The following is a 26,414-nucleotide window of genomic DNA, read 5'->3' on the forward strand; positions in this document are numbered from 1 at the left end:
CCTGTGGTTTGCCGTGGCCGATCCCGAGCATGGCCCTCAGCCAGCTGCCACGCCCGGCAGTGCGGCCATGCAGCTGAGCGGCCGCGAGCTGGCGGTACTCGGTCTGATCGCCCAGGGCCTGTCCAACCAGGAAGTCGCCGAACAGCTGTTTATCTCCCTGCATACGGTCAAGACCCATGCGCGGCGCATCAACGGCAAGCTCGGCGTAGCGCGGCGCACCCAGGCGGTGGCCAAGGCCAAGGCGCTGGGCTTTCTGTAATGGCCTGAGGTCGTAGGGTGGGCCGCGCGCACCAAGGCTTGTGGATGATTGCCGGGCCGGAGCCTTTGCTCGCTCAATGCAGCGCCGCTGTGTCGTGCAGCAAGCGCAGGCGCTGGCCGAGGTGCAGGCGCTGGACCGGGTCGTCGCAGAGCAGGATGGCGTGCTGCAGGTCGAAACGCTCGCCTTGCGGACATTCGAGCAACTGATAGAGCTCGGCGCGGGCCAGGTGGTCGTGCAGGTTGGGGGCCCCCAGTTGCAGCACCCGCTCGGCGTCTTTTAGCGCGGCCAGGTAGTCGCCGCTCCCCTGATGCAGATGCCGCAGGTTGCGCGACAGGCGCTGCAGCATGGCCCGGCCATCGCAGGCCAGCAGGTGGCTGGCGTTGAGCTCGGCGCTGGGGCCCAGGTGGCCGAGCAGCAGCTCACGGCATTCGCGGGTATACAGGCGGCGACCGCTGCAGGGGTCGAGCAGGTGGTCGGCTCCGGGTACGCGCAGCAGAAAGTGTCCGGGAAAATTCACCCCCTGCAGGGCAATCTCCAGTCGCCTGGCCAGCTCCAGGGCCAGCAGCGCCAGGCTCAGCGGCTGGCCGCGGCGGCGACGCAACACCTGGTGCAGCAGGGCGGCCCTGGGACGCAGGGGCTGCTCGTCTTCCGGGTGAAAATCCAGCTGGTTGAGACGCCGCAGCAGCGCCTGTCCCAGCTCCGGAGCGGGGGCGGCGGGCAGGCCCTGAGCGACCTGATGCTGCAGGCTGTCGAGCTCGCGCAGCACGTCGGCCGGTTGCAGCTCCGGCTGGTGTTCGACGGCTATCCACAGCGCCGCCTCGAAGGTGGCGGCAGGTTGTCTGTCCAGGCAGGCAAGGCAGGCGGCGCGTGGATTCATGGCAGTCCCCCGGGCCGGTCGTGGCGAAATGCCAACAGCCCCGGCTTCTGGCTTTGTAGCCAAGGGCCGCCCTCGCGTCCAGTCTATTTAGCGACCTGGCGCTGCCGGCTGTGGTGGGCGCGCGAGCTGACCACCGGAACTATGGCGGGCGGACCTCTGCCTATACTGAGAGGCAAATCAGTACGGGAGCCACTGCATGTTCGCCATGATGGAAACCACCCGGCTGGAGTCGCTGCACTTCGCCCAGGACCCGCCAACCGGGCTCAAGGCCATTATCGCCATTCACAACAGCCGTCTGGGGCCTGCGCTGGGTGGCTGCCGTTACCTGAGTTACGTCGACGAGCAGAGCGCCATCCTGGATGCCCTGCGCCTGGCCAAGGGCATGAGCTACAAGGCGGCGCTGGCTGGCGTGGCTCATGGCGGCGGCAAGGCGGTGATCATGCGCCCGGCCCATGTGGACAACCGCGGCGCGCTGTTCGAGGCCTTCGGCCGCTTTATCGAAACCCTTAACGGCCACTACATCACCGCCATGGACAGCGGCACCTCCAGCGCCGACATGGACTGCATCGCCCAGCATACCCAGCATGTCACCAGCACCACGGCGGAGGGCGACCCCTCGCCGCATACGGCCATGGGCGTGTTCACCGGGATTCGCGCCACGGCCATGGCGCGCCTGGGCGGCGACAATCTGGAGGGCTTGCGCGTGGCGGTCCAGGGCCTGGGGCATGTCGGCTATGCCCTGGCCGAGCAGCTGCATGCCGCCGGTGCCGAACTGCTGGTCAGCGACCTGGATGTGGGACGGGTGCAGCTGGCGGTGGAGCAACTGGGAGCCCATCCGGTGGCCAGCGAGGCCCTGCTCACCACCCCCTGCGACATTCTCGCGCCCTGCGGTCTGGGCGGGGTACTCAATGCCGAGACGGCTGGCCATCTGCGTTGCTCGGCGGTCGCCGGGGCGGCCAACAACCAGCTGGCCAGCAGCGACGTGGCCGACACCCTGCAGGCGCGCGGGATCCTCTATGCGCCGGATTATGTGATCAACGCCGGCGGGCTGATCTATGTCGCCCTGCGCCATCGTGGCGAAAGTCTGCTGGCCATTACCAACCACCTGAGCCAGATCAGCCTGCGCCTGACCGAAATCTACGCCCATGCCCAGGCCGACAAGCGGCCGCCTTCGCGGGTGGCCGATGCCCTGGCCGAGCGGCTGCTCTACGGGCCTTGAGCAAGGCAACACGGGCCTGGCTGTGGGCCATAAGCCTGCAGCTCAGTGGACATCCACAAGATGTCGAGGAGTACAGCAAATGCCTGACAGTCTGAAACTGCCCTACACCCGCATTCTCGATCCCCAGGGCCGCCTGTGCGAGGGGCTGCCGGCCTGGGCCGACGACTCCGCGCTGCTGGCGCGCCTGTACCGGCAGATGGTGCTGACCCGCCTGTTCGACCAGAAGGCCGTGGCGCTGCAACGCACCGGCCGCATCGGCACCTATGCGCCGACCCTGGGCCAGGAAGCCATAGGCGTGGCCATCGGTGCGCTGATGCAGGCCGAGGACGTGCTGGTGCCCTATTACCGCGATACCGCGGTGCAGCTGATGCGCGGGGTGAAGATGGAGGAAATCCTCCTCTACTGGGGCGGCGACGAGCGCGGCAGTGCCTATGCCGACTCGGCCGCGGCCCAGGACTTCCCGCTTTGCGTGCCGATCGCCACCCAGGCCCTGCACGCCTGCGGGGTCGCCAGCGCGTTCAAGATCCGCGGCGAACACCGGGTGGCGGTGACCACCTGCGGCGATGGTGCGACCAGCAAGGGCGACTTCCTCGAAGCACTGAACGTCGCCGGGGCCTGGCAGCTGCCGGTGGTGTTCGTGGTCAACAACAATCAGTGGGCCATCTCGGTGCCGCGGCGTATCCAGTGCGGCGCGCCGACCCTGGCGCAGAAGGCCCTGGGGGCCGGCTTCCCCGGCGAGCAGGTGGACGGCAACGATGTACTGGCGCTCTACGCCCGCATGCAGGCGGCCCTGGAGCGCGCCCGTCACGGCAAGGGCCCGGTGCTGCTGGAGTGCCTGAGCTATCGCCTGGGCGATCACACCACGGCCGACGATGCCACTCGCTACCGTAGCAGCGAGGAGGTCAAACAGGCCTGGCTGGAAGAGCCGATCAAGCGTCTGCAGCGCTTTATGGTGGTTCAGGGGCTGTGGGACGAGGGCCGTGAGCAGGCCCTGGTCGGCGAGTGCCAGGCCCTGGTGCAGCAGGCGGTGGAGGCCTTCGAGGCGGTCGGCGACCCGCCCGCCGAGGCGGCCCTGAACTATGTCTACGAGCAGTGGCCGGCGGCCCTGGCCGAACAGCGCGAGATGTTCCTGGAACGCGCGGCGCGACGCAGGGCGGCCGTTGAAGGGGGAGGGAACGGCCATGCCCAGTGACAAAGTCAGCCTGCTCGAGGCGGTCAACCTGGCCCTGCACCGGGCCATGTACGAGGATGAGAACGTGGTCGCGCTGGGCGAGGACATCGGTGTCAACGGTGGGGTGTTCCGTGCCACCGCCGGGCTGCGCGAGGCCTTCGGGATCAAGCGGGTGATCGACACGCCCCTGGCGGAAACCATGATCGCCGGCCTGGCGGTGGGCATGGCCGCCCAGGGCTTGAAGCCGGTGATGGAAATCCAGTTTATGGGCTTTATCTACCCGGCACTGGATCAGCTGGTGTCCCATGCCAGCCGCCTGCGCAACCGCACCCGTGGCCGCTTGAGCTGCCCCATGGTGTTGCGCACGCCGATGGGGGCCGGCATCCGCGCCCCCGAGCACCACAGCGAAAGTACCGAGGCGATGTTCGCCCATATTCCCGGCCTGCGCGTGGTTATTCCCTCGTCGCCGGCGCGGGCCTATGGCCTGCTGCTGGCGGCCATCGACGACCCCGATCCGGTGATCTTTCTCGAACCGACCCGGCTCTATCGGATGAATCCCCAGGAACTGCACGACGACGGCAAGCGCCTGCCCCTGGACAGTTGTTTCACCCTGCGCGAGGGCAGCGACCTGAGTCTGATCAGCTGGGGCGCGAGCATCCACGAATGCCAGCAGGCCGTCGAGCTGCTGGCCGAGCGCGGCGTGTCGGTGGAGCTGATCGACGTGGCCTGCATCAAGCCGCTGGACCTCGACACCCTGGAGGCTTCGGTGCGCAAGACCGGGCGCTGCGTGATCGTGCACGAGGCACCGAAAAGCTGCGGGGTCGGTGCGGAGATCGCCGCCAGCCTCTACGAACGGGCCCTGCTCGATCTGCAGGCACCGATCCAGCGGGTCACCGCGCCGGATATTCCGCCGCCGCTGTACCGCCTGGAGGGGCTGTATATCCCTGATGCCTCCGACATAGTCACGGCCTGCGAGGCGGTGCTGAATTACGCCTGAACGGTAAGGAGTGGTGCGCACGGCGCACCCTACGGGAGGACGCTCGATGAAATATTTCAAACTGCCCGACTTGGGCGAAGGCCTGCAGGACGCCGAAATCGTCGAGTGGCACGTCAAGGCCGGCGACGAGGTCAAGGCCGATCAGCTGCTGGTCTCGGTGGAGACCGCCAAGGCCATTGTCGATATTCCCGCGCCCTACGACGGCGTGGTGGTGAAAACCTTCGGTGCCGAGGGCGATATCCTGCATGTCGGCGAACCGCTGCTGGCCTACGAAGGCGAGGCCGATGCCGGCACCGTGGTTGGTCGCCTGGAAGGTGGCGGTGCCGCCCAGGCCGACAGTTTCTTCGTCGGGGCTGCGCCGTCCACCCGCGAACACCTGGCCCCGCGGGCGACCCCGGCGGTGCGCCAGCTGGCCCGACAGCTGGGGGTGGACCTGGGCCGCCTGGCGGGCAGCGGCACGGATGGCCTGATTACCCGTGCCGATGTCGAGGCGACGACCCAGACGGCGCGGGACCGGTTTGGTGGTGAGAAGCTGCGCGGGGTCCGGCGCAGCATGGCGATCAACATGGCCCGCGCCCACGCCGAGGTGGTGCCGGTGGTGATAGTCGGCGATGCCGACCTGCACCTCTGGGCCGAGGCCCGCGACCCGCTGGTGCGTCTGGCCCAGGCGATTGCCGCAGCCTGCAGGGTGGAACCACTGCTCAACAGCTGGTTCGATGGCAAGAACCTGTCGCTCAAACAGCACCAGCAGCTCGACCTGGGCATCGCCGTGGACAGTCCCGACGGCCTGTTCGTGCCGGTGCTGCGCAATGTCGGCGCGCGCAGCGCCGAGGACCTGAAAGCCGGTGCCGCACGCCTGCGCGCCGACGTCAAGGCGCGCTCCATCCCGCCTCAGGAAATGATGGGCGCGACCCTGACCCTGTCCAATTTCGGCACCCTGTTCGGCCGCTACGCCAACCCCATCGTGATGCCGCCGCAGGTGGCGATCATCGGGGCTGGCGGTATCCGCGACGAACCGGTGGCGGTCAAGGGCAAGGTCGAAGTGCATCCGATCCTGCCGCTGTCGCTGACCTTCGACCACCGCGCGGTCACCGGCGGCGAGGCGGCGCGGTTTCTCAAGGCGCTGGTGCAGGCCTTGCAACAGTCCGAGGGTTGAGGCCTCGGCGTTCTATCAGGCGATGTGCTCCGCCTCTGTGCGGAGCAAGGAGGCAAAGATGACTCAGTGGAATTTCGAGGCAGATTATTTCACTGCCTGCAATTGCGACTGGGGTTGTCCGTGCAACTTCAACGCGCGGCCCACTGAGGGCCGCTGCATGGGCTGGGGTGCCTGGCATATCCTCAGCGGGCGTTATGCCGAGGTGGCACTGGACGACCTGAAATTCGCCCTCTACTACAGTTTTCCCGGGGCTATCGAGGCCGGCGATGGTTGCGCCCGTGCCTATATCGACAGCCGCGCCAGCACGGCGCAGCGTCAGGCCCTCGAGGCGATTGGCACCGGGCAGGCGGGTGGCGGTATCTTCGACCTGTTCGGCGCAGAACTGGTCAGCCAGTGGCTGCCGCCTAAGCTGGTGTCGATCGAGTTCGAGCTAGTCGACGGTCAGGGGCGGGTGCGTATCGAGGGTGTTGCCGAGGCCGACAGCGAGTTGCTGAGCTACCCGGACGGCAGCGTGATCCGGCCAACCCTCGACCTGCCCCACGGCATCGAATACAAGCATGGCCTGATGACCAATACGCGGCGCTGGAGCTGGCACGACGGGCCCTTTCTGGCGAGTTATGCGAACAAGTACGGCGCGTTTTCCCGGGTCAGGTTCAGCGAGCAGGGCTGTATAGGTTAAGCGGCACCTGTTAGCCCGACGTGCTGTCCAGGCCGAGTTCGCTTAAGGCATCCGGCTGGTTCTTGAAGGCCTTGGCGAAGAGTTCGCGGTTCTTCGCCATAAAGATCCCCAGTTCTTCGCCCTGCTGCTCGTTCAGCGAAGGCACGGCCTTCTGCAACACATCGGTCAACAGCTCGGCCAGCTCGAGCATCTTGTCATGGCGGTCGGCTTCGGCTTTATCCATAAACAAACGCTCCAAATCTCGGCTGCTGCGGTACACCACTTCGACGGCCATTCATCACCTCTACGCCTTCACGCTGACGGTTAAATAAAGCTGTTTATCTATACAGTTGTGGCGAGCATAAAGAACTCGCGCGACTTTGCCCAGCGCTAATTGCTCGTCCCCCGTAGGGTGCGCCGCGCGCCGCGCCAAGAAAAGGTAGTCGCGGGAGATCGCCGTAGCGAAGTAGGTGAGCAGCCCGTACCCAGCTAGGGGGCGTCAGTCACTTAGCGGCGCAAACAGCGCCTGCAGGTCTTCTTCGCCAAGCTGCCACTGGGCCTGGCTGCCGCCTTCCAGCAGGCCGCGGGCCAGGTCGGCCTTGCTCTGCTGCAGTTGCTGGATCTTTTCCTCGACGCTGCCGCGGGCGATCAGCTTGTAGACGAACACCGGCTTGTCCTGGCCGATGCGGTAGGCGCGGTCGCTGGCCTGGGCCTCGGCGGCCGGGTTCCACCAGGGGTCGAAGTGGATCACGGTGTCGGCGGCGGTGAGATTCAGGCCCGCGCCGCCGGCCTTGAGGCTGATCAGGAATATCGGTAACTCGCCGGCCTGGAACTGCTGCACCGGGGTGCGGCGGTCCTGGGTGCTGCCAGTGAGCTTGGCGTAGGGGATCTGCCGCACCTTTAATTCGTTTTCGATCAGCGTCAGCATCGAGGTGAACTGGGAAAAAAGCAGCACCCGGCGGCCTTCGGCGAACAGTTCCTCAAGCATCTCCAGCAGTTCGCTCAGCTTGCCGGAGTCGTGGCTGCCCAGCGCCGTGTCGCTGTCTTCGCCGAGCAGGCGCAGGTCGCAGCAGGCCTGGCGCAGGCGCAACAGGGCTTCGAGAATCACGATCTGGCTGCGCGCCAGGCCCTGGCGGGCGATTTCCGCGCGGACCTTCTTGTCCATGGCCAGGCGCAGGGTTTCGTAGCGGTCGCGCTGCACCGCGGTCAGTTCGACCCAGTGGGTGATCTCGGTCTTGGGCGGCAGCTCGCGGGCCACCTGCTCCTTGCTGCGGCGCAGGACGAAGGGTTTGATCCGCCCGGACAGGTGCGCCAGGCGCTGGGCGTTGCCCTGTTTCTCGATGGGTGTGCGGTAGTCGCGCACAAAGCTCTTGCTGTCGCCCAGCCAGCCGGGCATGAGGAAGTTGAACAGCGACCACAGCTCGCCCAGATGATTTTCCAGCGGTGTGCCGGTCAGGCACAGGCGTTGCCCGGCCTGTATCTGCGCGGCGGCCAGGGCGGCCTTGCTGCGCGGGTTCTTGATGTTTTGCGCCTCGTCGAGAATCAGCAGGCGATAGCTGTGCGCGTTCAGCGCCTTGAGGTCGCGGGGCAGCAGGGCGTAGGTGGTGAGAATGATGTCGTGCTCGCCGATCTGCTTGAACAGCGCCCGGCGCTTGGGCCCGTGCAGGGCCAACACCCGGAGCTGCGGGGTGAAGCGCGCGGCCTCGTCCTGCCAGTTGGGGATCAGGCTGGTGGGCATGACGATCAGCGCCGGCTGGCGCAGGCGTCCGGCCTGCTGTTCGCAGAGGATATGGGCGAGGGTCTGCAGGGTCTTGCCCAAACCCATATCGTCGGCCAGTAGACCGCCGACTTCCAGCTCGGCCAGGGCCTGCATCCAGGCCAGGCCCTGCAGCTGATAGGCCCGCAGCTCGGCCTGCAGGCCTGGCGGGGCCTGCACCTGTGTGGCATTGAGGCTGTGCAGGCGCTGGGCGAAGTCGCGCAGCTGGCCGCCGCCGTGCCAGTTCAGGGCCGGGCCCTGTGCCAGCTGGTCCAGGCGCGCGGCATCCAGGCGCGACAGACGCAGGCGCTGGCTGGATTCGCCCGGCTCGCGGAAGAACAGCTCGCCGAGGGTGGCCAGCAGCGGCTTGAGGCGGGCGAAGGGCAGGGCGACGCGCTTGTGGTTGTGCGGCAGGCTGACCAGCAGCACCTCGCTATCATCGCGCTTGTTCAGCGCCTCGCCATTGAGCAGCCAAGGCGTGCGGCGGATCGCCTGTAAGAGAATGGGCAGCAGGCTCAGGCGCTGGCCTTCCACCTCGATACCCAGCTCCAGGTCGAACCAGTTCTGTTCCGGGTCTTCCTCGACCGTGGCGTACCAGTCGTCCACCTGCGCCAGGTTGAACTGGAACTCCGGCTGCATGCGGATTTCCCAGCCTTCTGCGCGCAGGCGCGGCAGCTGTTCGCGGACAAACAGCAGCCAGGCCGCCTCGTTGGGTTGTTCATAGGCCTCGCCGGCGCTCTCCGACAGGGCTTCGCTCTGACGCAGCGCCACCTGCAGGCCGGTCTGCTCCAGGCGATTGCGCAGCGCGGCTTCCTGGCTGGCGTTGCGGACGATGCGCAGGCTCAGGTGTGGGCTCTGTTTAACCAGCAGATCCTTGCTCGGTTTGCCCGTGGCCAGATGGCTCTGGTAGGCGAAGGCCAGGGCGGCGCGGTGCTGGGTCTGCTCCTGCATGCGGCCCTTGCGTGCATCGAAATGCACCCGCACCAGGCTGCCCAGGCTGAGCACCGGCGTGGGCTGCACGTCCTGCACAAGCTGTTCGACCGAGTCCGGGCTGGGCACTATCAGGGGCGACAGGTCGACGCCCTGATCCTGCTGGTTCTGCAGGGTCAGCAGGGCGCTGGCCACATGCTTGCAATTGAAACCCACCGGGCAGCTGCAGCGGCCGCTGACGCTCCAGCCCTGGCCGTAGGGTTTGAGGGTGATGCGCTGGTGGTAGGTCTGCGCGCCCGAGCCGCGGCAGCTGGCCAACAGCAGGTCGCCCTTGAGGCTGAGCAGGGTGCTGCGGCCCTGGGCGGCGTAGCCCTGGCCGCGTTGCAGATCGCCCACGCCGAATTCCGCGCGCCAGTCTTCCTGGCGAATGCGCAGCAGGTCGAGGGGCATTAGCGCCACCCTGGGATGGCAAAGGCGATGCGTGGCATGGCGAAGGCGTATCTAAAGGACAGCCGACGATTCTGGCACAGCCCGGGCGGATTAGCAGGCTGTTGTGCGGCCCCGTGTGTCGCCAAGTTGGCGGCGCTGTGGCGAGGCGACGCGCGCAGGTCTTGGCGGCGGGGGGGCACCTGAGGCTTAGCAGGCCGTTGAAAAACGTAGGCGAGGCAGGCAAGACAAGGCAAAAATGGCCGAAAAAGCGGAGTTTACGTGCTGTAAATGAGCATTTTGAGGCCGTTTTTAACGCAGTATTGCCAACGCAGGTAGTTTTTCAACGGCCTGCTTAGCGCGCGGCGAAGGCCTGGCGGTACTGCCCAGGCGTCGCCCCCAGGGCCTGGCGGAAGCGGTTGCTGAAATGGCTGGCGCTGGCAAAACCGCAGGCCAGGGCCACCTCGCCCAGGGGCAGTGGGCTGCTGCGCAACAGCCGCTGCGCCTGCAGCAGGCGCTGGGCCAGCACATAGCGGTGTGGCGGCAGGCCGAAGCTGAGCTGGAACATCCGCGCGAAGTGGTATTCGGACAGCGCGCAGAGGCTGGCCAGTTGGCCCAGGCTGAGCGGCTCGGCGAGATTGGCCTGAATAAAGTCGCGCACCCGGCGGCGCAGGCTGGGTGCCAGGCCGCCGTTCAGGCGCAGCCCCGCGCGGCGACCGACCTGGTTGAGCAGGGCGTGGCTGATCAGGCCGTGGGCCAGGCTGCTACTTAGCAGGCGCTCGCCCGGCTCGCTCCAGTCCAGGCTGCTGAGCTGGCGAAAGCGCCGGGCTTGCTGCGCATCGTCGAGAAAGGTGCTCTCGCGCAGCTCCAGCTCCCGGGGTTCGCGATCCAGCAGATTGACCGCCGCCAGGGCGAACTGCTCCTGACTGATATACAGATGGGCCAGGTGGATTTCACCGTTGATCACCCACTCCGACTGATGCCCGGCGGGGAGGATGCACAGCTTGTCCGGCGCGCCCTTGCTGTGCGGGCTTTCACGGCGAAAGGTGCCGGTGCCGCCGGCCAGGTAGCAGGACAGGGTGTGATGGCTGGGGGCCTGGTAGTCGCGGGCATCATGACGGTTGCTCCACACGGCCGCGGCCAGCCCATCGCCCAACTCGGCGCTGCGGTGCAGGCGGGTGTTGGGTGAGCTGTGCATGCTCTGGAAAACCTGTAATTGCTCAAGTTGCGCCATAAAACCTCCGGTCGCCCCATGCTACGCCGGCCCGCATCGGCTGCCAGCCCCGATTGGAGAAATGCGCAAGATTGTGCAAGGCCTGGCTCAGGCGTTGAGCAGTTTTTCCACTTCGCCGACGGTCAGCACCTTACCAACCGAGACCACCTTGTCGTCAATCGCCAGGGCCGGTGTCGACATCACGCCGTGGGCGGCGATTTCGGCGAAGTCGGTGACCTTGATGACTTGTGCCTCGCGTCCCAGATTGGCCAGTGCCGCCTGGGTGTTCTCGCTCAGGGTGATGCATTTCTTGCAGCCGGAACCGAGGATTTTGATGATCATGCCGTGCTCCAAAAGTCAGATAAACAGATAGCTAAACGCATTAAACAGATAGCCGATCAGCACGATGCCAACGGCCACAATGCCGAAGAACAAGGCCAGCAGCGGGGCCTTGACCACTTTCTTGAGCATGATCAGCGAGGGCAGCGACAGCGCGGTGACGGCCATCATAAAGGCCAGCGCCGTGCCCAGGCCGATGCCTTTGGCCACCAGCGCTTCGGCAATCGGCAGGGTGCCAAAGATATCGGCATACATCGGCACGCCGACCAGGGTCGCCAATGGCACCGACCACCAGTTGTCCTGCCCCAGCAGCGCTTCGATCCAGTCTGCCGGAATCCAGTTGTGGATGGCCGCGCCAATGCCGACGCCAATCAGCACATAGAGCCAGACCCGGCGGAAAATATCGCTGACCTGGGACCAGGCGAATTGCGCCCGGTCACGCCGCGTCAGTTGCGCCTGGGGGATGTCTAGCACCGGGTTGTGCATGACAAAGGCTTCGACGTAACGCTCCATCTTCGCCCGGCCGATCAGCGTGCCGCCCAGCACCGCCAGTACCAGGCCGATCAATACATAGGCGATGGCAATCGACCAGTTGAAGATGCTCGCCAGCAGAATCACCGAGGCCAGGTCCACCAGCGGTGAGGAAATCAGAAAGGCGAACGTCACCCCCAACGGCAGACCGGAGCTGGTGAAGCCGATAAACAGCGGAATCGACGAGCAGGAGCAAAAGGGCGTGATGGTGCCCAGCAGCGCGCCGGTCAGCTTGGCCTTGAAGCCGCTCATGCCGCCGAGAATGCGCCGCGTACGCTCGGGCGGAAAATAGCTCTGCACCCAGGAAATGCTGAAGATCAGTACCGCCAGCAGGATAAAGATCTTGATTACGTCATAGATAAAGAAGTGCAGGCTGGCACCGCTACGGCTGGTCATGTCCAGGCCGAAACCGTCCTCCAACAGCACGCGCACCAGCCAGGCCAGCCAGTCCATGCGCAGCAGTTGGTCGTTCAGCCATTTGAACAATTCCATTTGAGGTCCTTAGTTGTGCGGCTGCGCGCGCTCGTACCAGCCCTTGCTGTTATTGACCATGCGCACCAGCCAGAGCATTACCGGCACCTCGATCAGCACCCCGACCACCGTGGCCAATGCCGCGCCGGAGTTGAAACCGTACAGCACGATGGCCACCGCCACGGCCAGTTCGAAGAAGTTCGACGCGCCGATCATTGCCGCCGGCCCGGCCACGTCATGGCGCACCTTGAGCTGGCGGCACAGCCAGTAACCCAGAGCGGCGATCAACAGGGTCTGCAGCAGAATCGGCACCGCCAGCATGGCGATGATCAGTGGCTGGGCGACGATGGTCTGGCCCTGGAAGGAGAACAGCAACACCAGGGTGGCCAGCAACGCGAGGATGGATAACGGGCCGATACGCGCCAGCATGGCTTGTAGCGCCGCCTCACCATGGCGCAGCAGGCGCGCGCGGATAAACTGGGCGATGGCCAGGGGGATGACGATATACATCAGCACCGACAGCAGCAGGGTGTCCCACGGCACCGGAATCGATGACACACCCAGCAGCAGGGCGACTATGGGGGCGAAGGCGAACACCATCACCAGGTCGTTTATCGCCACTTGGGTCAGGGTGAAGTTGGCGTTGCCCTTACACAGGTTGCTCCAGACGAACACCATGGCGGTGCAGGGCGCGGCACCGAGCAGAATCAGCCCGGCTACATAGCTGTCGATCTGCTCGGCCGGCAGCCAGCCGGCGAATACATGACGCAGAAACAGCCAGGCCATAAAGGCCATGGTGAAGGGCTTGATCAGCCAGTTGATGCTCAGGGTCACGCCCAGGCCGGCGCGCTGCTGGTAGACCTCGCCAATGGCGCTGAAGTCGATCTTTATCAGCATGGGGATGATCATCACCCAGATCAGCAGGCCCACCGGGATATTCACCTGGGCAACTTCCAGCGCGCCCACCGCCTGCGCCGCCTCGGGGGCGAACAGGCCGAGCAGGGTGCCGCCGATGATGCAGAGCAATACCCAAAGCGTCAGGTAACGCTCGAAAAAGCCCAGCGGCGAGCCGGTCTGAGGGGCTGAGGATTCAAGGGCGTTGCTCATGCTGGCTTCCTTGGGGCGAGTCACGAGTCTAGCCAGGCACGCAGCACGCGGTATTGATCTGGGTCGACTGTGGCTTGACTGAATATATGTTTTACAAGATATATGGCCTGCAATATATTCGCCAAATCGTATTTGTATGACGCCCTCGCCATGAGCCAAAAGACCCGCGTGCTGTTTCTCTGCGTGGCCAACGCCGCCCGCTCGCAGATGGCCGAAGCCCTGCTGCGCCATACCGACCCCGAAGGCTATGAGGCCTTCAGCGCCGGCACCCAACCCGGCGAAGTGGACCCGCGCGCGCGCCTGGCGCTGGAACAGTTGGGCGTGAGCACCGAGGGTCTGCAGAGCAAAGCCCTGGAAAGTTTCGACGGCCAGCAGTTCGACTACGTGATCACCCTGTGCGACAAATCCGCTTTCGAGTGCAGCACTTTGCCCGGAGCCGGCGAATACATCGCCTGGGACTTCGAGGACCCGGCCAGCAGCCGCCAGCCGAATGCCTACAAGCACTGCCTGCAGCAGATTCACGAGCGCATCAAGATGTTCGTGCTGGTCAAGAACAAGACCAGGGCCGCGCTACAGATGCTCGCCCCGGTCACCCTGTTCAAGGCCCTGGCCGACGACACCCGTGCGCGCATGACCCAGCTGATCGCCCGGGAGGGCGAACTGTGCGTCTGCGAGCTGACCGCCGCCCTGCAGGAAAGCCAACCGAAGATCTCCCGCCACCTGGCCCAGCTGCGCAGCAGCGGCCTGCTGCAGGATCGCCGCGCCGGGCAGTGGGTCTACTACCGCCTGCACCCGCAACTGCCGGCCTGGGTTGGCCAGACCCTGGCCCAGGTGCTTGAGGCCGGTGACCCGCAACTGGCCGAGGACCGCTTGCGTCTGCACGGCATGCGTGACCGTCCCGATCGCGCCTCACTGTGCAGCTGAGCCACTGATTCCCGGAGCAAGACCATGACCTTTGAGTTGCCCAATATAGATCCTGACCTGCTCGACCTGCCCAGCCAGGAGCAGCTGACCAAGCCGACCGCGGCGCACAAACCGCGCATCCTGCTGCTGTACGGCTCCAACCGGGCTCGCTCCTACAGCCGTCTGCTGACCGAGGAGGCCGCGCGCCTGCTCGAGCAGTTCGGTGCCGAAGCGCGGATCTTCAACCCCGGCGGCCTGCCGCTGCCGGATGACGCCCCCGAGGATCACCCCAAGGTGCAGGAGTTGCGTGAGCTGGCGCTGTGGAGCGAGGGCATGGTCTGGTGCTCGCCGGAGCGCCATGGCGCGATGACCGGGGTGTTCAAGGCGCAGATCGACTGGATTCCCCTGAGCATGGGCGCGGTGCGCCCGACCCAGGGCAAGACCCTGGCGCTGATGCAGGTCAGCGGCGGCTCGCAGTCCTTCAATGCGCTGAATCAGATGCGCGTGCTGGGGCGCTGGATGCGCATGTTCACCATCCCCAACCAGTCCTCGGTGGCCAAGGCCTTTCTCGAATTCGACGACGCCGGGCGGATGAAGCCTTCGGCCTATTACGACCGGGTGGTGGACGTGATGGAGGAACTGGTCAAGTTCACCCTGCTGCTGCGTGGCCAGTCGGACTACCTGGTGGATCGCTACTCCGAGCGCAAGGAGTCGGCCGAGCAGCTGAGCAAACGGGTCAATCAGGCTTCCATTTAATTGTCAGGATCACTGCGCATGTCCCATCCCTTCATCCAGCATCCGACCCATGCGGGCGGGCTCGCCCAGTTCGGCAACTGAGGTGAGCATGCTCAACACCCTGGGCCTGTTCGCCCTGACGGCGCTGGCCGAGATCATCGGCTGCTACCTGCCGTACCTGTGGCTCAAACAGGGCAAGAGCATCTGGCTGCTGCTGCCGGCCGCCGTGTCGCTGGCGCTGTTCGCCTGGCTGCTGACCCTGCATCCGACCGCCGCCGGGCGGGTGTATGCCGCTTACGGCGGGGTGTATGTGGCGACGGCAATCATCTGGCTGTGGCTGGTGGACGGCATCCGCCCGACCCCTTGGGATCTGCTGGGTGCCACTGTGGCCATGCTCGGCATGGCGATCATTATGTTTGCGCCGCGTAGCGCCTAATCACTTTGTAGAGGGAATTCGTTTATGGCTATCAAGGTAGGTATCAACGGTTTTGGTCGTATCGGTCGTCTGGCGCTGCGCGCTGCCTGGGGCTGGCCGGAGCTGGAATTCGTGCGGATCAACGACCCGGCCGGCGACGCGGCGACCCACGCCCATCTGCTCAATTTCGACTCGGTGCACGGCCGCTGGCAGCATGAGGCGAGCAGCGAAGGCGAGTGCGTGCTGATCGACGGCAAGCGGATCCAGGTCACGGCCAACAAGGCCGTCGCCGATACCGACTGGAGCGGCTGCGATCTGGTGATCGAGGCCAGCGGCAAGATAAAGACCGTAGCCCTGTTGCAAGGCTATCTCGATCAAGGCGTGAAGCGCGTGGTGGTCTGCGCGCCGGTAAAAGAGCCGGGCGCGCTGAATATCGTCATGGGCGTCAATCAGCAGCTGTTCGACCCGGCGCAGCACCGCATCGTCACCGCCGCCTCCTGCACCACCAACTGCCTGGCCCCGGTGGTCAAGGTGATTCACGAGAACCTCGGCATTCGCCACGGCTCGATCACCACCATCCACGACCTGACCAACACCCAGAGCATTCTCGATACGCCACACAAGGACCTGCGCCGCGCGCGGGCCAGCGGCATGAGCCTGATCCCCACCAGTACCGGCTCGGCCACGGCGATTGCCGAGATCTTCCCCGAGCTGCGCGGCAAGCTCAACGGCCACGCGGTGCGCGTACCCCTGGCCAACGCCTCGTTGACCGACTGCGTATTCGAGGTGGAGCGCGCGACCACGGTGGAGGAGGTCAACGCCCTGCTCAAGGCCGCCGCCGCCGGCCCGCTGGCCGGAATTCTCGGCTATGAGGAGCGGCCGCTGGTGTCCATCGACTACCGCACCGACCCGCGCTCCTCGATCATCGATGCGCTGTCGACCATGGTGGTCAATGGTACCCAGGTGAAGCTCTACGCCTGGTACGACAACGAGTGGGGCTACGCCAACCGCGCTGTTGAGCTGGCGCGGATGGTCGGCACAGTCGATTGATCGGTAGGGTGGATGACGCCTTTTCCATCCACCGCGGCTGCTTGGTGGATGGATAAAGCGTCATCCACCCTACCGCCTGGTTTGTAGGATGGGTTAAGCGCAGCGCTACCCATCGGTTTTTGCCCAATCGGCACAGGATTTCTCCGATGCACGCCTTATCCCGGCTCGCCCCCGAAGTGCGCCAATACCTGCTGGTCACCGGCAACTACTGGGCCTTTACCCTCACCGACGGCGCGTTGCGCATGCTGGTGGTGCTGCATTTTCATAGCCTGGGTTACACGCCGCTGCAGATCGCCGCGCTGTTTCTGTTCTATGAGATTTTCGGCGTGGTGACCAATCTGCTCGGCGGTTATCTGGGCGCGCGGCTGGGGCTCAATCGCACCATGAATATCGGCCTGGGCCTGCAGGTGGCGGCCTTGCTGATGCTCACGGTGCCGGCGGCCTGGCTGACGATTCCCTGGGTGATGGGTGCGCAAGCCTTGTCCGGTATCGCCAAGGATCTGAACAAGATGAGCGCCAAGAGCGCGATCAAGCTGCTGGTGCCGGACAGCCAGCAGGACAGGCTGTACAAGTGGGTGGCGATCCTCACCGGCTCGAAGAACACGCTCAAGGGCGTGGGCTTCTTTATGGGCGGCGCGTTGCTGGCGCTGCTGGGTTTCACCGGCGCGGTGCTGGCCATGGCGGCCGTGCTGGCGCTGATCTGGCTGGCCAGCCTGCTGCTGCTGAAGAAGGATCTGGGCAAGACCAAGGCCAAGCCGAAGTTTCGCGACATCCTGTCCAAGAGCCGGGCGATCAATAGCCTGTCGGCCGCTCGCTTGTTCTTGTTCGGTGCCCGCGATGTGTGGTTTGTCGTCGCGCTGCCGGTTTACCTGTCCAGTGTGTTTGGCTGGGATTTCTGGCTGGTCGGCGGCTTTCTCGCGGCCTGGGTGATTGGCTACGGCATGGTGCAGTCCTTCGCTCCGGCCATCACTGGCAAGGCCAGCGGCCAGTTGCCGGATGGTCGCGCGGCATTCGCCTGGGCTGCCGTGCTGGCCGGGTTGCCCGCCGCAATTGCCCTGGGTCTGAACAGCGATTTGCCGGCGCAGTGGGTCTTGCTCGGCGGGCTGATGCTTTTCGGCGTGCTGTTTGCGGTGAACTCCTCGCTGCACAGCTACCTGATCGTCAGCTACGCCAAGGAGGACGGCGTGTCGCTGGACGTGGGGTTCTATTACATGTCCAACGCCCTCGGCCGGCTAATCGGCACACTGCTGTCTGGCTGGGTGTATCAGGCTTATGGCCTGGAGGCGTGCCTGTGGATTTCCTCGGCCTTTGTGTTGCTGGCGGCGTTGATTTCCATCGGGCTGCCCAAACATGTCAATGCCCATTAGTTGATCAATCGCAGCCGGTGCCACAACCGCCCTCCGGTCCCGGGTAGACGGGTGCGAAACCGCCGCCCGGGGTGCGGAAGTTGGTGGTCTGGCCCTGGTACAGGCGGGCGGCCAGCCACTGCACCTCGCCGTCATAGGCATAGGCGCGCAGGTCGAACTTCAGTGCCGGGTTCTCGCGGGCCATCACCCGCTGGCCCGGCAGCACCAGGGCTTGGGCCACGTAGTCGCCGGCGATAATTTCCTGCCATACACGCTGGGTCAGCTTGTCGCCCCGGTAGGCGGCGCGGCTGCCGTAGCCGGCCCAGGGTTTGAAGAACAGCTGCTTACGCTCGCGCCACAGGCGCTCGGCATTGGCCGGCTCGACCACCTCGGTGCGCGGAATGGCCGCTAGCAACAGGGCCTGAACATCCTTGGGCACGCCGAGGGCCTGCAATTGCCCGGCATCGCTGAGCAGCGCCAGGTTGCGCTTGTCGGCATACAGGGCGTGGGCCTGCGGGTGCGGGGTGAGCAGGGTGGCGCGCTCAAGATAAGCCTGGCGCAGCTGGGCATGGGCCGGGTCGTCCAGGGCGAAATCGGTCAGGCGGTTGTAGATAAGATCGATGGCCAGCTCGCCATGCCAGAGTCGGCCGTCGCGCAGGCTTAGCTCGCTGGGGTCGGCGATTACCGACTGCAGGCCGTGGCGTTGGAACAGTTGCTGAAACAGCAGGAATTCAGGGTACAGATATTGCTGCTCGGGTCGCTCGTCGACTATGGCGATGCTGCGCAGCGGTCGGGTATGCCCGCCCAAGGCCCATTCCTGCTGGAACATGGCAATGATATTGGCCTCCAGGCTTTCGGCCCGCAGAGCGGGTGGCAGCAGTTGCTCGATGGCCGGGCAGCAGGCCCGCTGCGCCCGCGCCAGCACGGCGTTGAGCATGGCACCGCCGGCATTGCTGTTGATCTCGATCAGGCCGAAGCCTTCTTCGGCGACATGAAAGTCATAGCCGAAAAACACCCCCTTGGCCCCCGGCTCGTGCCGGGCGATGGCCGGTGAGCGGGCCAATACCCGTTCGCGGTAAGCCGGCAGGGCCACCACCGACTCGATGGTGCGAATCAGCTCGGCCATACGCTCGAGCTGGGGCTTGGCGACGAATACCGGGTGGGCGGCGAACAGATAGGGGCAGCGCTCGCGCACCAGTTCGAACAGGCCGGGCTGGCCCAGGCTCGACTCCAGGGCATCGCGCAGGGCGTCATGGTCCAGGCTGATGCAGAAGCAGCGGCTATTTAGCGTCTCGATCGACACCTCGTCCAGGGCGGCCCCGACGCTGGCTGAAGAGAGGTAGCTGGCGTCCTGTTCGCTCAGGGGGAGCAGCGGCTGGGTCATGGCGTTCTCCGCGTGATGCTGGGGGATTAGGTTGTACCAGGCCGCCGATCCCGGGCCCAAGGTAAAAATACCGCGGGCAAAAAAGTGCGCAACTTTATGCAAGTGATGGCGACCGCTCGCGCGCAGACTCTCGCCTATCCATTGGGAGTCTGTCGATGAACCTGTCGCTCTATCTGTTGACCGTACTGATCTGGGGCACCACCTGGATCGCCCTGAAGCTGCAACTGGGCGAGGTGGCGATTGCCGCGTCCATTGCCTATCGCTTTGCCCTGGCCGCCGCTGTGCTGTTCGCCATCCTGCTGCTCAGCGGCCGCCTGCAGAAACTCGACAGGCGCGGCCAGTTGATCTGTCTGGTGCAGGGGCTGTGCCTGTTCTGCCTGAATTTCATGTGCTTCTACACCGCCAGCCAGTGGATCCCCAGCGGCCTGGTGGCGGTGATCTTCTCCACCGCCACCTTGTGGAATGCGATCAATGCGCGGCTGTTCTTCAAGCAGAAGATCTCCGCCAATGTGCTGGCCGGCGGCGCGCTGGGCTTGGGCGGTCTGGTGCTGCTGTTCTGGCCGCAACTGGCCGGGCAGGAGGCCAGCCATGAAACCCTGCTGGGCATCGGTCTGGCGCTGCTCGGCACGCTGTTTTTCTCCGCCGGCAATCTGCTCTCCAGCCTGCAGCAGAAGGCCGGGCTCAAGCCGCTGACCACCAACGCCTGGGGCATGCTGTATGGCGCGTTGATGCTGGTGGCGATCTGCCTGGTCAGCGGCACGCCGTTCGGCTTCGAGTGGAACAGCCGTTATATCGGCACCCTGCTGTACCTGGCGATTCCCGGCTCGGTGATTGGCTTTACCGCCTACCTGACCCTGGTCGGGCGCATGGGGCCGGAACGCGCGGCCTACTGCACCGTGCTGTTCCCGGTGGTGGCGCTGAATATCTCGGTGTTCGTCGAGGGCTACCAGTGGACCGCGCCAGCGCTGTTCGGTCTGCTGCTGGTGATGCTGGGCAATGTGTTGGTGTTTCGTAAGCCCAGAGTCATACCCCAGGCAATGGTGCGCGAGGCGTAGGGTGGACATGGGTTTAGCGTTGCCCGCATTTATCCGCCGAGCGAACTGTAGGGTGGATGACGCTCTTTTCATCCACCAGTGAGGCCGCAGTTGGTGGATGGGTGAAGCGTCATCCACCCTACAAAAGCCGCTCGGCGCTGGTTAAAACAACCCCAGCTGCCCACCAATCAGCGTGGCGAAGTCGTCGCCAACAAACGGCAATATGGCGTCGGCCACCGGTTGCAGTTGGCGGGTCAGGTAGTGGTCGTAGTCGATGGCGGCGTTACGCGCTTCCAGCGGTTGCGGGCCGGCCGTGGTGATCACATAGCTGATCCAGCCGCCGCGCTGGTATTGCAGCGGCCGACCCTGGGCTGTGTTGTATTCATCGGCCAGGCGTGCGGCGCGTACATGCGGCGGCACGTTGCGCTCGTAGTCGCTGAGCGTGCGACGCAGGCGCTTGCGGTACACCAGTAGCGCGTCCAGTTCACCATTCAGGGTGCGCTCGACATAGTCGCGTATATAACCCTGGTACGGCTGGTTGAGGAATATCCGCTCATACAGCTCGCGCTGGAACTGCTGGGCCAGCGGCGACCAGTCACTGCGCACGGTTTCCAGGCCTTTGTAGACTATCTCGTGGCTGCCATCGGCGCGGCTGACCAATCCGGCATAGCGCTTCTTGCTGCCTTCTTCGGCACCACGAATGGTCGGCATCAGAAAGCGCCGGTAGTGGGTTTCGTATTGCAGTTCCAGAGCACTGTTCAGGCCGTACTCGGCGCGCAGGTGTTCAGCCCACCAGGCATTGACCTTGGCCACCAGGGCGCGGCCAATTTGCGCCGCATCGGCTTCGTCATGCGGGCGTTGAAGCCAGACGAAGGTCGAGTCGGTATCGCCATAGATCACCGCATAGCCTTCGGCCTCGATCAGCGCACGGGTGCGGGCCATGATTTCGTGGCCGCGCAGGGTGATGGAGGAGGCCAGACGGGTATCGAAGAAGCGGCAACCGCTGGAACCGAGCACGCCGTAGAAGGCGTTCATGATGATCTTCAGCGCCTGCGATAGCGGCGCGTTGTGCTCGCGTTTGGCCGCCTCGCGGCCCTGCCATACCCGCTCGACTATGGCCGGTAGGCAGTGCTCGCTGCGCGAGAACCGTGCGCCACGAAAGCCTGGCACCGAGTGGGTGTCGTCCGGCTGACGCAGGCCTTCGATCAGCCCCACCGGGTCGATCAGAAAACTGCGGATAATCGACGGATACAGGCTCTTGTAGTCGAGCACCAGCACCGACTCGTACAGCCCCGGTTGTGACTCCATGACAAAACCGCCGGGGCTGGCTTGTGGTGGGTTGTCACCGAGGTTCGGCGCGACAAAGCCACGGCGGTGCATCAGCGGCATATACAGGTGCTCGAAGGCGGCCACCGAGCCGCCGTTGCGGTCGGCGGGCAAGCCGGTGACCGTGGCGCGCTCAAGGAGGAAGTCGAGGATGCCGGTTTTAGCGAAGATCCGCGTCACCAGCTCGCAGTCGCGCAGGTTGTAGCGCGCCAGGGCGGGTTTGTCCTCGCGGAACATGCGGTCAATTTCGTCCATGCGCTGGTAGGGCGTGGAAATATCCTTGCCCTCGCCGAGCAGGGTTTGCGCGACGTTCTCCAGGCTGAACGAGGGGAAACTCCAGGTCGCCGAGCGCAGCGCTTCGATGCCGTCGATAATCAGCCGGCCTGCCGCATCGGCAAAATAATGACCGTTACCGCTGCCATGCTCGCGCCACTGCATCTCGCTGCCAGCGCGGCCCAGGCGTAGGGGGATGGCCAGGCTGCGCGCATGTTCATGCAACACGCGGAGGTCGAACTGCACCAGGTTCCAGCCGATGATGGCGTCCGGGTCATGGGTGGCCAGCCACTGATTGAGGCGTTCGAGGAGCTGACCACGGCTGCTGCAGTACTCCAGCTGAAAGTCCACGCTCGGCGCGGTATCTGGCGCTCGGCCGAGCATATACACCTGGCGCTGGCCGCAGCCCTCGATGGCGATCGAGTACAGCTCGCCAAAGGCGTTGGTTTCGATATCCAGCGAAGCCAGCTTGAGCGTCGGCCGGTAGTCGCTACAGGGCTTGATCTGCGCATCCAGCAGCAGGCCATCGCTGTTGGGTGTGCCGGTAAACAGCACCGGGGCGGTGATAAAGCGCTCCATCAGGTAGCGCTCGGGCGGGCGTACATCGGCTTCGTACACCGTCACACCAGCGCGGCGCAGGCGCTTGTCGACGTCCATCAGTTGGCGGTGCTGCTGGCAATACAGGCCTAGCACCGAGCGCTGGTGAAAGTCCTTGAGCCCCAGCGGGCGCAACTCGACGCTGCGCTCGTTTTTCAGCAGCGCTTCGGCCTGCTCGCGCTGTTGCGCCGGAATAAAGGCCACCGAGGTTTGATAGGGCAGGCGGATATGCCGGGGGCCGTTATCGGTGGCCAGCCAGAACTCCACCTGCGTCCCCGCTGGCGTATCACGCCAGTGCCGGGTCAGCAGAAAGCCCTGTTGTAAGTCCACCGCGATATCACCTCAAAACATGCTGGGGCGGTGATTCTACGTGGCATTGTCTGCCTGTGCGCGCCTCTCAGGCTTCTGTTCATCGATAGGCATCAGCCCCGCTGGAAGTGTGATCCCGGTACAGCTGCATAAATAGCTGCTGAATTGACTTTGAGCCAAACCTGGCGGGGCATCTACAGCTGCCATGGTGGCGTTCAGAACAAGCTTAAGGCGATCTTAAGCAGGCGTTTTATTGGCTTCAGCTTGGCTTCAGGCGAGGGCGCTAGGGTTGCGTCATTCCTACTGGAGAGATTGATCATGAACAACACAGCTTTCGCCCTGGCCCTTGCCGGTGTGGCCGCATTTCCCGCCTTGGCACAGGCCCGTGAAATCACCCTGCAGACCACGCTCAAGGAGTACCGCGGTAACGAGGCCTACCTGGCGATATATGTCACCGATGCCGAGGGCAGCTATCAACGCACACTCTGGGTGGCTGGCAAGAAAGCCAAGTACTACAAACATCTGCGTGACTGGGCGCGGGCGGGCAACAAGGCGGCCGAATACGACGGGCTCACTGGGGCCAGTGTCGGCAGCGGTGAGACGCTGGAAGTGGTGGTGGAGCTGGAGGACGCGCTGATCGATGCCGGCTACCAAGTTCGTATCGATACGGCCGTCGAGGATAAGCGTGACAACCGTGCCGAAATCACTGTGCCGCTGACTGGCCAGGCTACGCAAGCTCGCGGCAGTTCGACGGGGTATGTCGACAGTTTCCGTTACCAGTTCTGATCCCGGAGCACGCACATGCTGCAACGCACTCATGTTGTGCTCAGTCTGGTACTGGGCATTCTGCTTATGCTGTCCGCCGCCACGGGCCTGGTTTTATCCGGCAGCACACTTGTCGATCATCTGCGCGCGGCACCTGACAACGGGCAGAGCGTGGCTGCGGTGGCTGGCCTTATCGCCGAACAGGTGCCAGGTGTCGAGCGTATCGAACGCGCACCCAGTGGCGAGTTGCGGGTTGCGTTCAGCAATGACAGTTCGAGCGACGTCGTGCTGGTTGATCCGGCTACGGGCGTGGTTATCGCGCCTTACCAGACTTCGCCGGCCCTCAGCTGGATTCGTAAGCTGCACCGTGAGTTACTCCTGGGTGAGTTTGGCCGCTGGTTGAGCGGTTTCTCGGCCATGGCCTTGTTGTTGCTGGTGGCGACGGGCAGCTGGCTGCTGGCGCGTCGGCTGGGGGGCTGGTATCAGCTCTTGCTGCCGATTCCCTCCGGCCAGGGGCTTGCCCATTGGCATACGGTGGTGTCGCGCTGGGCCTTGCCTGTCCTGGCGATTGTGGCCATAAGCGGGCTTTATCTTTTCGCCAACAGCCAGGGCCTGCTGGGTGACGGTGAAGGTGCCGAAGCGGCCTATCCGGAGGCCAGCTATAGCGCGCCGGCAGCCGCGCTGGGCAGTCTGTCCGCGCTGCGCAATATTGCGCTGCAAGACCTGCGGGAGCTGGAGTTTCCCAGCGATCCCGAACAGGCCAACTACTTGTTGCTGCGTACGGCCTCAGGTGCAGGCTTGGTCAATGCCAGCACGGGGCAGTGGATCAGTTACCAGCCCCACGGATTCGCCGCGCGCCTCTATGAAACCTTCTACGAGTTGCATACCGGCGCGCACTCGCCCCTCTGGGCGTTGATCCTGAGCGCAGCCAGCCTGTGTGTGGTGTTTCTCGGCGCTACGGGGGTACTGGCCTGGTGGCGGCGCAAGCGCCAGGCGACCACGCTGCGCGGCAATAGACCGGCCAACCGGGCGGACATCATTCTTCTGATCGGCAGTCAGGGTGGGGCCACCTGGGGATATGCGCGGCAGCTCTATGAGCAAATGCGCGCGCAGGGCCTGCAGGTGCATTGCGCCAGCATGAATCAGCTGCAGCCGCGTTACCCTCAGGCCCGGCAGATGCTGCTGCTTACCTCGACCTACGGCGATGGCCAGGCTCCGGGTTCGGCCCGCGAGTTTCTCCCGCGTTTGCAGCAGAGCCAACTGGGCCGCGGGCTACAGGTTGCGCTGCTGGGCTTTGGTGACTCGCGCTTTCAGTCCTTCTGCGGTTACGCCCGTGAAGTTGAGCAAGGCCTGCAGCAACAGGGTTTGCCGGCGTTGTTGCCCCTGCACTGCATCGACCGTAATTCGCTGGAGGCGCTCAATCAGTGGGCGGAAAAGCTCGGCCAGCAACTGGCTATTCGCCTGCGCTTTCGCCAGGAAGTCGCCCATGAGAACCCGCAAACCCTGCAACTGTTGAGTCGCAAGCTCTACGGTGAGAACAGCGAATCACCGGCCGCCATCCTGCGCTTTGCGGTTATGCCGCGGCCGTCGCGCGGCTGGTTGCGCTCGCGCCGTACGCGCTTTGCGCCGGGCGATCTGTTGGCCGTCAGCCCGGGCAGTGGCTTGCCCGCGCGCTATTACTCGATTGCCAGTGGTGATGAAGACGCCGCCCTGGAAATCTGCGTGCGCAAACAGGTCGGCGGGCTCTGCTCATCACGTCTGCATGAACTGCAGGTGGGGGAGTGTATCGAGGGCTTTATCCAGGCTCATGCCGATTTTCGTCCGACAGCTGGGCAGCATCCGTTGGTACTGGTCGGGGCGGGAGCAGGGCTGGCCCCCTTGATTGGATTCGTGCGCAAGAATGCCAAACAGCGTCCGCTGCACCTGTACTGGGGTGGCCGCAATGCCCAGTCGGATTTCCTCTATGAAACGGAGTTAAGCGAGTACCTGGCTGATCGCCGCCTGACCAAGCTGGGTCTGGCATTCTCCGAGTCTGCCGAGCCCATGTATGTGCAGGATCGCCTGCAGCAGGACGCCGGTGAACTGACGAGGCTGTTGCAACAGGGCGCGCAGGTGCTGGTCTGTGGTTCACGGGAGATGGCCGCCGGGGTCCGCGCGGTCATAGAGCCTCTGCTGCTGCAGCTGGGTTCCAGTATCGAGCAGCTCAGGCTGCAAGGACGTTACCGTGAAGATGTCTACTGATCCCCAGGCGTTGCAGCGCTTCAGCCTTAGCGGTGCGACCATGGGCACGCGCTTTAGCGCGGTGCTGTATAGCGCCAGCGACCTCGACCTGGCCGCCTTGACTGCGCAGCTGCAACGGGCGGTGGATCAGGTCGACCAGCAGATGTCGACCTGGAAGCCCGACTCTGACCTGATGCAGCTCAATGGGGCCGTCTGCGGCGAGTGGCTGAGCGTGCCCGAGGAGTTGTTGTGGGTGCTGATCAGCGCGCTGCGTATCAGCGAGGATTCGGCCGGCGCGTTTGAAATTGGCGTCGGTGCGCTGGTCAATGCCTGCGGCTTTGGTCCGCAGCCGGCGGCCACCTTGCCAGGAAAACAGCCCAGTGCGCGTGCCGTGCTGGAAATCGATCCGGGCAATTGCCGGGTACGCAAGCATGCGCCGGTTACCCTGGACCTCAATGGCATCGCCAAGGGCTTTGCCGTCGACCAGCTAGCCCGTTGCCTCGACCGCAATGGCCTGGAGTCTTACCTGGTGGGCATTGACGGGGAGATGCGGGCCAGGGGCGTGAAGGGTGACGGCAGCGATTGGCATATTGCCCTGGAGAAGCCCGTGAAGGGACGCCGCGAGGTGCTCGGTTCACTGGAGCTGAGCAACACCGCTATTGCCACGTCGGGCGATTACCGACACTGGCGTGAGCGCGAGGGTCTGGTTTTCTCGCACACCATGGACCCCTACACGGGCGCGCCGCTGAGCTCGCGTCTCGCTTCGGTATCGGTGCTCTGCACCAGTTGCATGTACGCCGATGCTTGGGCCACCGCGCTGATGGTGCTGGGTGTGCAGCGTGGCGCGCAGCTGGCCAGGGCCCAAGGATTGAGTGCGATTTTTGTCGTCCGCGATGGGGATGAGCTGCATGAGGTGACGGTTGGGCTCTGACAGACCGTTGTGAACG

Annotated in this window: 23 protein-coding genes and 1 pseudogene; 15 read left to right on the top strand and 9 right to left on the bottom strand. The window is 64.6% G+C overall.

Annotated features, from left to right (window positions below):
- Nucleotides 1–34: 34 nt before the first annotated feature.
- Nucleotides 35–259 (top strand): annotated as a pseudogene (locus AACY13_RS22610) (response regulator transcription factor); the annotation flags it as partial.
- Between the two features lie 73 nt (nt 260–332).
- Here the strand turns inward: AACY13_RS22610 and AACY13_RS04340 are convergent.
- Nucleotides 333–1,136, bottom strand: coding sequence for a SirB1 family protein (locus AACY13_RS04340; protein WP_339459542.1), 804 nt, complete (start codon nt 1,134–1,136; stop codon nt 333–335).
- A gap of 196 nt (nt 1,137–1,332) precedes the next feature.
- Between AACY13_RS04340 and AACY13_RS04345 the strand changes: the two genes are divergently transcribed.
- The 5 genes from AACY13_RS04345 to AACY13_RS04365 all read left to right on the top strand — a co-directional run bounded on the left by AACY13_RS04345 (nt 1,333) and on the right by AACY13_RS04365 (nt 6,358).
- Entirely contained in the window at nt 1,333–2,355 is a 1,023-nt protein-coding gene (locus AACY13_RS04345) for a Leu/Phe/Val dehydrogenase (RefSeq protein WP_339459543.1), read from the top strand.
- 79 nt (nt 2,356–2,434) lie between these two features.
- Entirely contained in the window at nt 2,435–3,547 is a 1,113-nt protein-coding gene (gene pdhA / locus AACY13_RS04350; protein WP_339459545.1) for a pyruvate dehydrogenase (acetyl-transferring) E1 component subunit alpha, read from the top strand.
- Entirely contained in the window at nt 3,537–4,523 is a 987-nt protein-coding gene (locus AACY13_RS04355; RefSeq protein ID WP_339459546.1) for an alpha-ketoacid dehydrogenase subunit beta, read from the top strand. Before pdhA ends, AACY13_RS04355 begins: the two co-directional genes overlap by 11 nt.
- A gap of 46 nt (nt 4,524–4,569) precedes the next feature.
- Nucleotides 4,570–5,679 carry a dihydrolipoamide acetyltransferase family protein gene (locus AACY13_RS04360; RefSeq protein ID WP_339459547.1) on the top strand — a complete coding sequence of 370 codons (1,110 nt, stop codon included), beginning with the start codon at nt 4,570–4,572 and terminating at the stop codon, nt 5,677–5,679.
- Between the two features lie 58 nt (nt 5,680–5,737).
- The gene (locus AACY13_RS04365; RefSeq protein WP_339459548.1) at nt 5,738–6,358 is read left to right on the top strand and encodes a DUF1326 domain-containing protein; all 621 of its coding nucleotides are present in this window, start codon (nt 5,738–5,740) and stop codon (nt 6,356–6,358) included.
- Nucleotides 6,359–6,368: 10 nt separating this feature from the next.
- On the opposite strand, the gene AACY13_RS04370 is transcribed toward AACY13_RS04365, so the two are convergent.
- The 6 genes from AACY13_RS04370 to arsB form a co-directional block, all read right to left on the bottom strand.
- The gene (locus AACY13_RS04370; protein ID WP_339459550.1) at nt 6,369–6,632 is read right to left on the bottom strand and encodes a YebG family protein; all 264 of its coding nucleotides are present in this window, start codon (nt 6,630–6,632) and stop codon (nt 6,369–6,371) included.
- A 204-nt stretch (nt 6,633–6,836) separates the two neighbouring features.
- A complete protein-coding gene (locus AACY13_RS04375) occupies nt 6,837–9,473 on the bottom strand; it encodes a DEAD/DEAH box helicase (RefSeq protein ID WP_339459552.1) in 2,637 nt (878 codons plus the stop codon).
- 331 nt (nt 9,474–9,804) lie between these two features.
- Nucleotides 9,805–10,683 carry an AraC family transcriptional regulator gene (locus AACY13_RS04380; RefSeq protein WP_339459553.1) on the bottom strand — a complete coding sequence of 293 codons (879 nt, stop codon included), beginning with the start codon at nt 10,681–10,683 and terminating at the stop codon, nt 9,805–9,807.
- 87 nt (nt 10,684–10,770) lie between these two features.
- A complete protein-coding gene (locus AACY13_RS04385; RefSeq protein WP_339459555.1) occupies nt 10,771–11,004 on the bottom strand; it encodes a thioredoxin family protein in 234 nt (77 codons plus the stop codon).
- A gap of 15 nt (nt 11,005–11,019) precedes the next feature.
- Nucleotides 11,020–12,024 (bottom strand): permease, encoded by a 1,005-nt coding sequence (locus AACY13_RS04390; RefSeq protein WP_339459557.1) that lies wholly within the window; start codon nt 12,022–12,024, stop codon nt 11,020–11,022.
- Nucleotides 12,025–12,033: 9 nt separating this feature from the next.
- Complete coding sequence (gene arsB, locus AACY13_RS04395) at nt 12,034–13,110, bottom strand: ACR3 family arsenite efflux transporter (RefSeq protein ID WP_339459559.1); 1,077 nt, start codon at nt 13,108–13,110, stop codon at nt 12,034–12,036.
- A 150-nt stretch (nt 13,111–13,260) separates the two neighbouring features.
- Here arsB and AACY13_RS04400 point away from each other — a divergent pair, with 150 nt between their 5' ends.
- The 5 genes from AACY13_RS04400 (at nt 13,261) to arsJ (ending at nt 17,580) form a co-directional block, all read left to right on the top strand.
- Complete coding sequence (locus AACY13_RS04400) at nt 13,261–14,034, top strand: metalloregulator ArsR/SmtB family transcription factor (protein WP_339459560.1); 774 nt, start codon at nt 13,261–13,263, stop codon at nt 14,032–14,034.
- Between the two features lie 24 nt (nt 14,035–14,058).
- Nucleotides 14,059–14,769 carry an arsenical resistance protein ArsH gene (arsH, locus tag AACY13_RS04405; RefSeq protein ID WP_339459561.1) on the top strand — a complete coding sequence of 237 codons (711 nt, stop codon included), beginning with the start codon at nt 14,059–14,061 and terminating at the stop codon, nt 14,767–14,769.
- Nucleotides 14,770–14,857: 88 nt separating this feature from the next.
- Nucleotides 14,858–15,184 carry a YnfA family protein gene (locus AACY13_RS04410; RefSeq protein WP_445262522.1) on the top strand — a complete coding sequence of 109 codons (327 nt, stop codon included), beginning with the start codon at nt 14,858–14,860 and terminating at the stop codon, nt 15,182–15,184.
- 24 nt (nt 15,185–15,208) lie between these two features.
- Nucleotides 15,209–16,213 carry an ArsJ-associated glyceraldehyde-3-phosphate dehydrogenase gene (locus AACY13_RS04415; RefSeq protein WP_339459563.1) on the top strand — a complete coding sequence of 335 codons (1,005 nt, stop codon included), beginning with the start codon at nt 15,209–15,211 and terminating at the stop codon, nt 16,211–16,213.
- Nucleotides 16,214–16,359: 146 nt separating this feature from the next.
- Nucleotides 16,360–17,580 (top strand): organoarsenical effux MFS transporter ArsJ, encoded by a 1,221-nt coding sequence (gene arsJ / locus AACY13_RS04420; RefSeq protein ID WP_339459564.1) that lies wholly within the window; start codon nt 16,360–16,362, stop codon nt 17,578–17,580.
- Nucleotides 17,581–17,584: 4 nt separating this feature from the next.
- On the opposite strand, the gene AACY13_RS04425 is transcribed toward arsJ, so the two are convergent.
- The gene (locus tag AACY13_RS04425; protein WP_339459565.1) at nt 17,585–18,943 is read right to left on the bottom strand and encodes a hypothetical protein; all 1,359 of its coding nucleotides are present in this window, start codon (nt 18,941–18,943) and stop codon (nt 17,585–17,587) included.
- A gap of 155 nt (nt 18,944–19,098) precedes the next feature.
- Between AACY13_RS04425 and AACY13_RS04430 the strand changes: the two genes are divergently transcribed.
- The gene (locus AACY13_RS04430) at nt 19,099–19,998 is read left to right on the top strand and encodes a DMT family transporter (RefSeq protein ID WP_339459566.1); all 900 of its coding nucleotides are present in this window, start codon (nt 19,099–19,101) and stop codon (nt 19,996–19,998) included.
- A 141-nt stretch (nt 19,999–20,139) separates the two neighbouring features.
- On the opposite strand, the gene AACY13_RS04435 is transcribed toward AACY13_RS04430, so the two are convergent.
- Nucleotides 20,140–22,503: a DNA polymerase II gene (locus tag AACY13_RS04435; RefSeq protein ID WP_339459567.1), complete on the bottom strand. Its 2,364-nt coding sequence runs from the start codon at nt 22,501–22,503 to the stop codon at nt 20,140–20,142.
- A 297-nt stretch (nt 22,504–22,800) separates the two neighbouring features.
- Between AACY13_RS04435 and AACY13_RS04440 the strand changes: the two genes are divergently transcribed.
- The 3 genes from AACY13_RS04440 to AACY13_RS04450 are packed head-to-tail and all read left to right on the top strand — an operon-like array spanning nt 22,801 to nt 26,398.
- Nucleotides 22,801–23,268 carry a DUF2271 domain-containing protein gene (locus AACY13_RS04440; RefSeq protein WP_339459568.1) on the top strand — a complete coding sequence of 156 codons (468 nt, stop codon included), beginning with the start codon at nt 22,801–22,803 and terminating at the stop codon, nt 23,266–23,268.
- A 15-nt stretch (nt 23,269–23,283) separates the two neighbouring features.
- Nucleotides 23,284–25,488 (top strand): PepSY domain-containing protein, encoded by a 2,205-nt coding sequence (locus AACY13_RS04445; RefSeq protein WP_339459569.1) that lies wholly within the window; start codon nt 23,284–23,286, stop codon nt 25,486–25,488.
- Nucleotides 25,478–26,398, top strand: a complete 921-nt coding sequence (locus AACY13_RS04450; RefSeq protein WP_339460014.1) for an FAD:protein FMN transferase — start codon at nt 25,478–25,480, stop codon at nt 26,396–26,398. The genes AACY13_RS04445 and AACY13_RS04450 overlap by 11 nt, the downstream gene beginning before the upstream one ends.
- Nucleotides 26,399–26,414 lie beyond the last annotated feature (16 nt).

It is taken from the genome of Pseudomonas sp. EA_105y_Pfl2_R69 (assembly GCF_963970915.1).
GTDB lineage: Bacteria > Pseudomonadota > Gammaproteobacteria > Pseudomonadales > Pseudomonadaceae > Aquipseudomonas.

What these genes read in the sequence shown, in the direction of transcription:
- AACY13_RS04450 (WP_339460014.1), top strand. Translation starts at nt 25,478, where the DNA reads ATGTCTACTGATCCCCAGGCGTTGCAGCGCTTCAGCCTTAGCGGTGCG.
- pdhA (WP_339459545.1), top strand. Translation starts at nt 2,435, where the DNA reads ATGCCTGACAGTCTGAAACTGCCCTACACCCGCATTCTCGATCCCCAG.
- AACY13_RS04400 (WP_339459560.1), top strand. Translation starts at nt 13,261, where the DNA reads ATGAGCCAAAAGACCCGCGTGCTGTTTCTCTGCGTGGCCAACGCCGCC.
- arsB (WP_339459559.1), bottom strand. Translation starts at nt 13,110, where the DNA reads ATGAGCAACGCCCTTGAATCCTCAGCCCCTCAGACCGGCTCGCCGCTG.
- AACY13_RS04445 (WP_339459569.1), top strand. Translation starts at nt 23,284, where the DNA reads ATGCTGCAACGCACTCATGTTGTGCTCAGTCTGGTACTGGGCATTCTG.
- AACY13_RS04390 (WP_339459557.1), bottom strand. Translation starts at nt 12,024, where the DNA reads ATGGAATTGTTCAAATGGCTGAACGACCAACTGCTGCGCATGGACTGG.
- arsH (WP_339459561.1), top strand. Translation starts at nt 14,059, where the DNA reads ATGACCTTTGAGTTGCCCAATATAGATCCTGACCTGCTCGACCTGCCC.
- AACY13_RS04375 (WP_339459552.1), bottom strand. Translation starts at nt 9,473, where the DNA reads ATGCCCCTCGACCTGCTGCGCATTCGCCAGGAAGACTGGCGCGCGGAA.
- AACY13_RS04410 (WP_445262522.1), top strand. Translation starts at nt 14,858, where the DNA reads ATGCTCAACACCCTGGGCCTGTTCGCCCTGACGGCGCTGGCCGAGATC.
- AACY13_RS04360 (WP_339459547.1), top strand. Translation starts at nt 4,570, where the DNA reads ATGAAATATTTCAAACTGCCCGACTTGGGCGAAGGCCTGCAGGACGCC.
- AACY13_RS04365 (WP_339459548.1), top strand. Translation starts at nt 5,738, where the DNA reads ATGACTCAGTGGAATTTCGAGGCAGATTATTTCACTGCCTGCAATTGC.
- AACY13_RS04425 (WP_339459565.1), bottom strand. Translation starts at nt 18,943, where the DNA reads ATGACCCAGCCGCTGCTCCCCCTGAGCGAACAGGACGCCAGCTACCTC.
- AACY13_RS04415 (WP_339459563.1), top strand. Translation starts at nt 15,209, where the DNA reads ATGGCTATCAAGGTAGGTATCAACGGTTTTGGTCGTATCGGTCGTCTG.
- AACY13_RS04340 (WP_339459542.1), bottom strand. Translation starts at nt 1,136, where the DNA reads ATGAATCCACGCGCCGCCTGCCTTGCCTGCCTGGACAGACAACCTGCC.
- AACY13_RS04370 (WP_339459550.1), bottom strand. Translation starts at nt 6,632, where the DNA reads ATGGCCGTCGAAGTGGTGTACCGCAGCAGCCGAGATTTGGAGCGTTTG.
- AACY13_RS04355 (WP_339459546.1), top strand. Translation starts at nt 3,537, where the DNA reads ATGCCCAGTGACAAAGTCAGCCTGCTCGAGGCGGTCAACCTGGCCCTG.
- arsJ (WP_339459564.1), top strand. Translation starts at nt 16,360, where the DNA reads ATGCACGCCTTATCCCGGCTCGCCCCCGAAGTGCGCCAATACCTGCTG.
- AACY13_RS04440 (WP_339459568.1), top strand. Translation starts at nt 22,801, where the DNA reads ATGAACAACACAGCTTTCGCCCTGGCCCTTGCCGGTGTGGCCGCATTT.
- AACY13_RS04345 (WP_339459543.1), top strand. Translation starts at nt 1,333, where the DNA reads ATGTTCGCCATGATGGAAACCACCCGGCTGGAGTCGCTGCACTTCGCC.
- AACY13_RS04385 (WP_339459555.1), bottom strand. Translation starts at nt 11,004, where the DNA reads ATGATCATCAAAATCCTCGGTTCCGGCTGCAAGAAATGCATCACCCTG.
- AACY13_RS04380 (WP_339459553.1), bottom strand. Translation starts at nt 10,683, where the DNA reads ATGGCGCAACTTGAGCAATTACAGGTTTTCCAGAGCATGCACAGCTCA.
- AACY13_RS04430 (WP_339459566.1), top strand. Translation starts at nt 19,099, where the DNA reads ATGAACCTGTCGCTCTATCTGTTGACCGTACTGATCTGGGGCACCACC.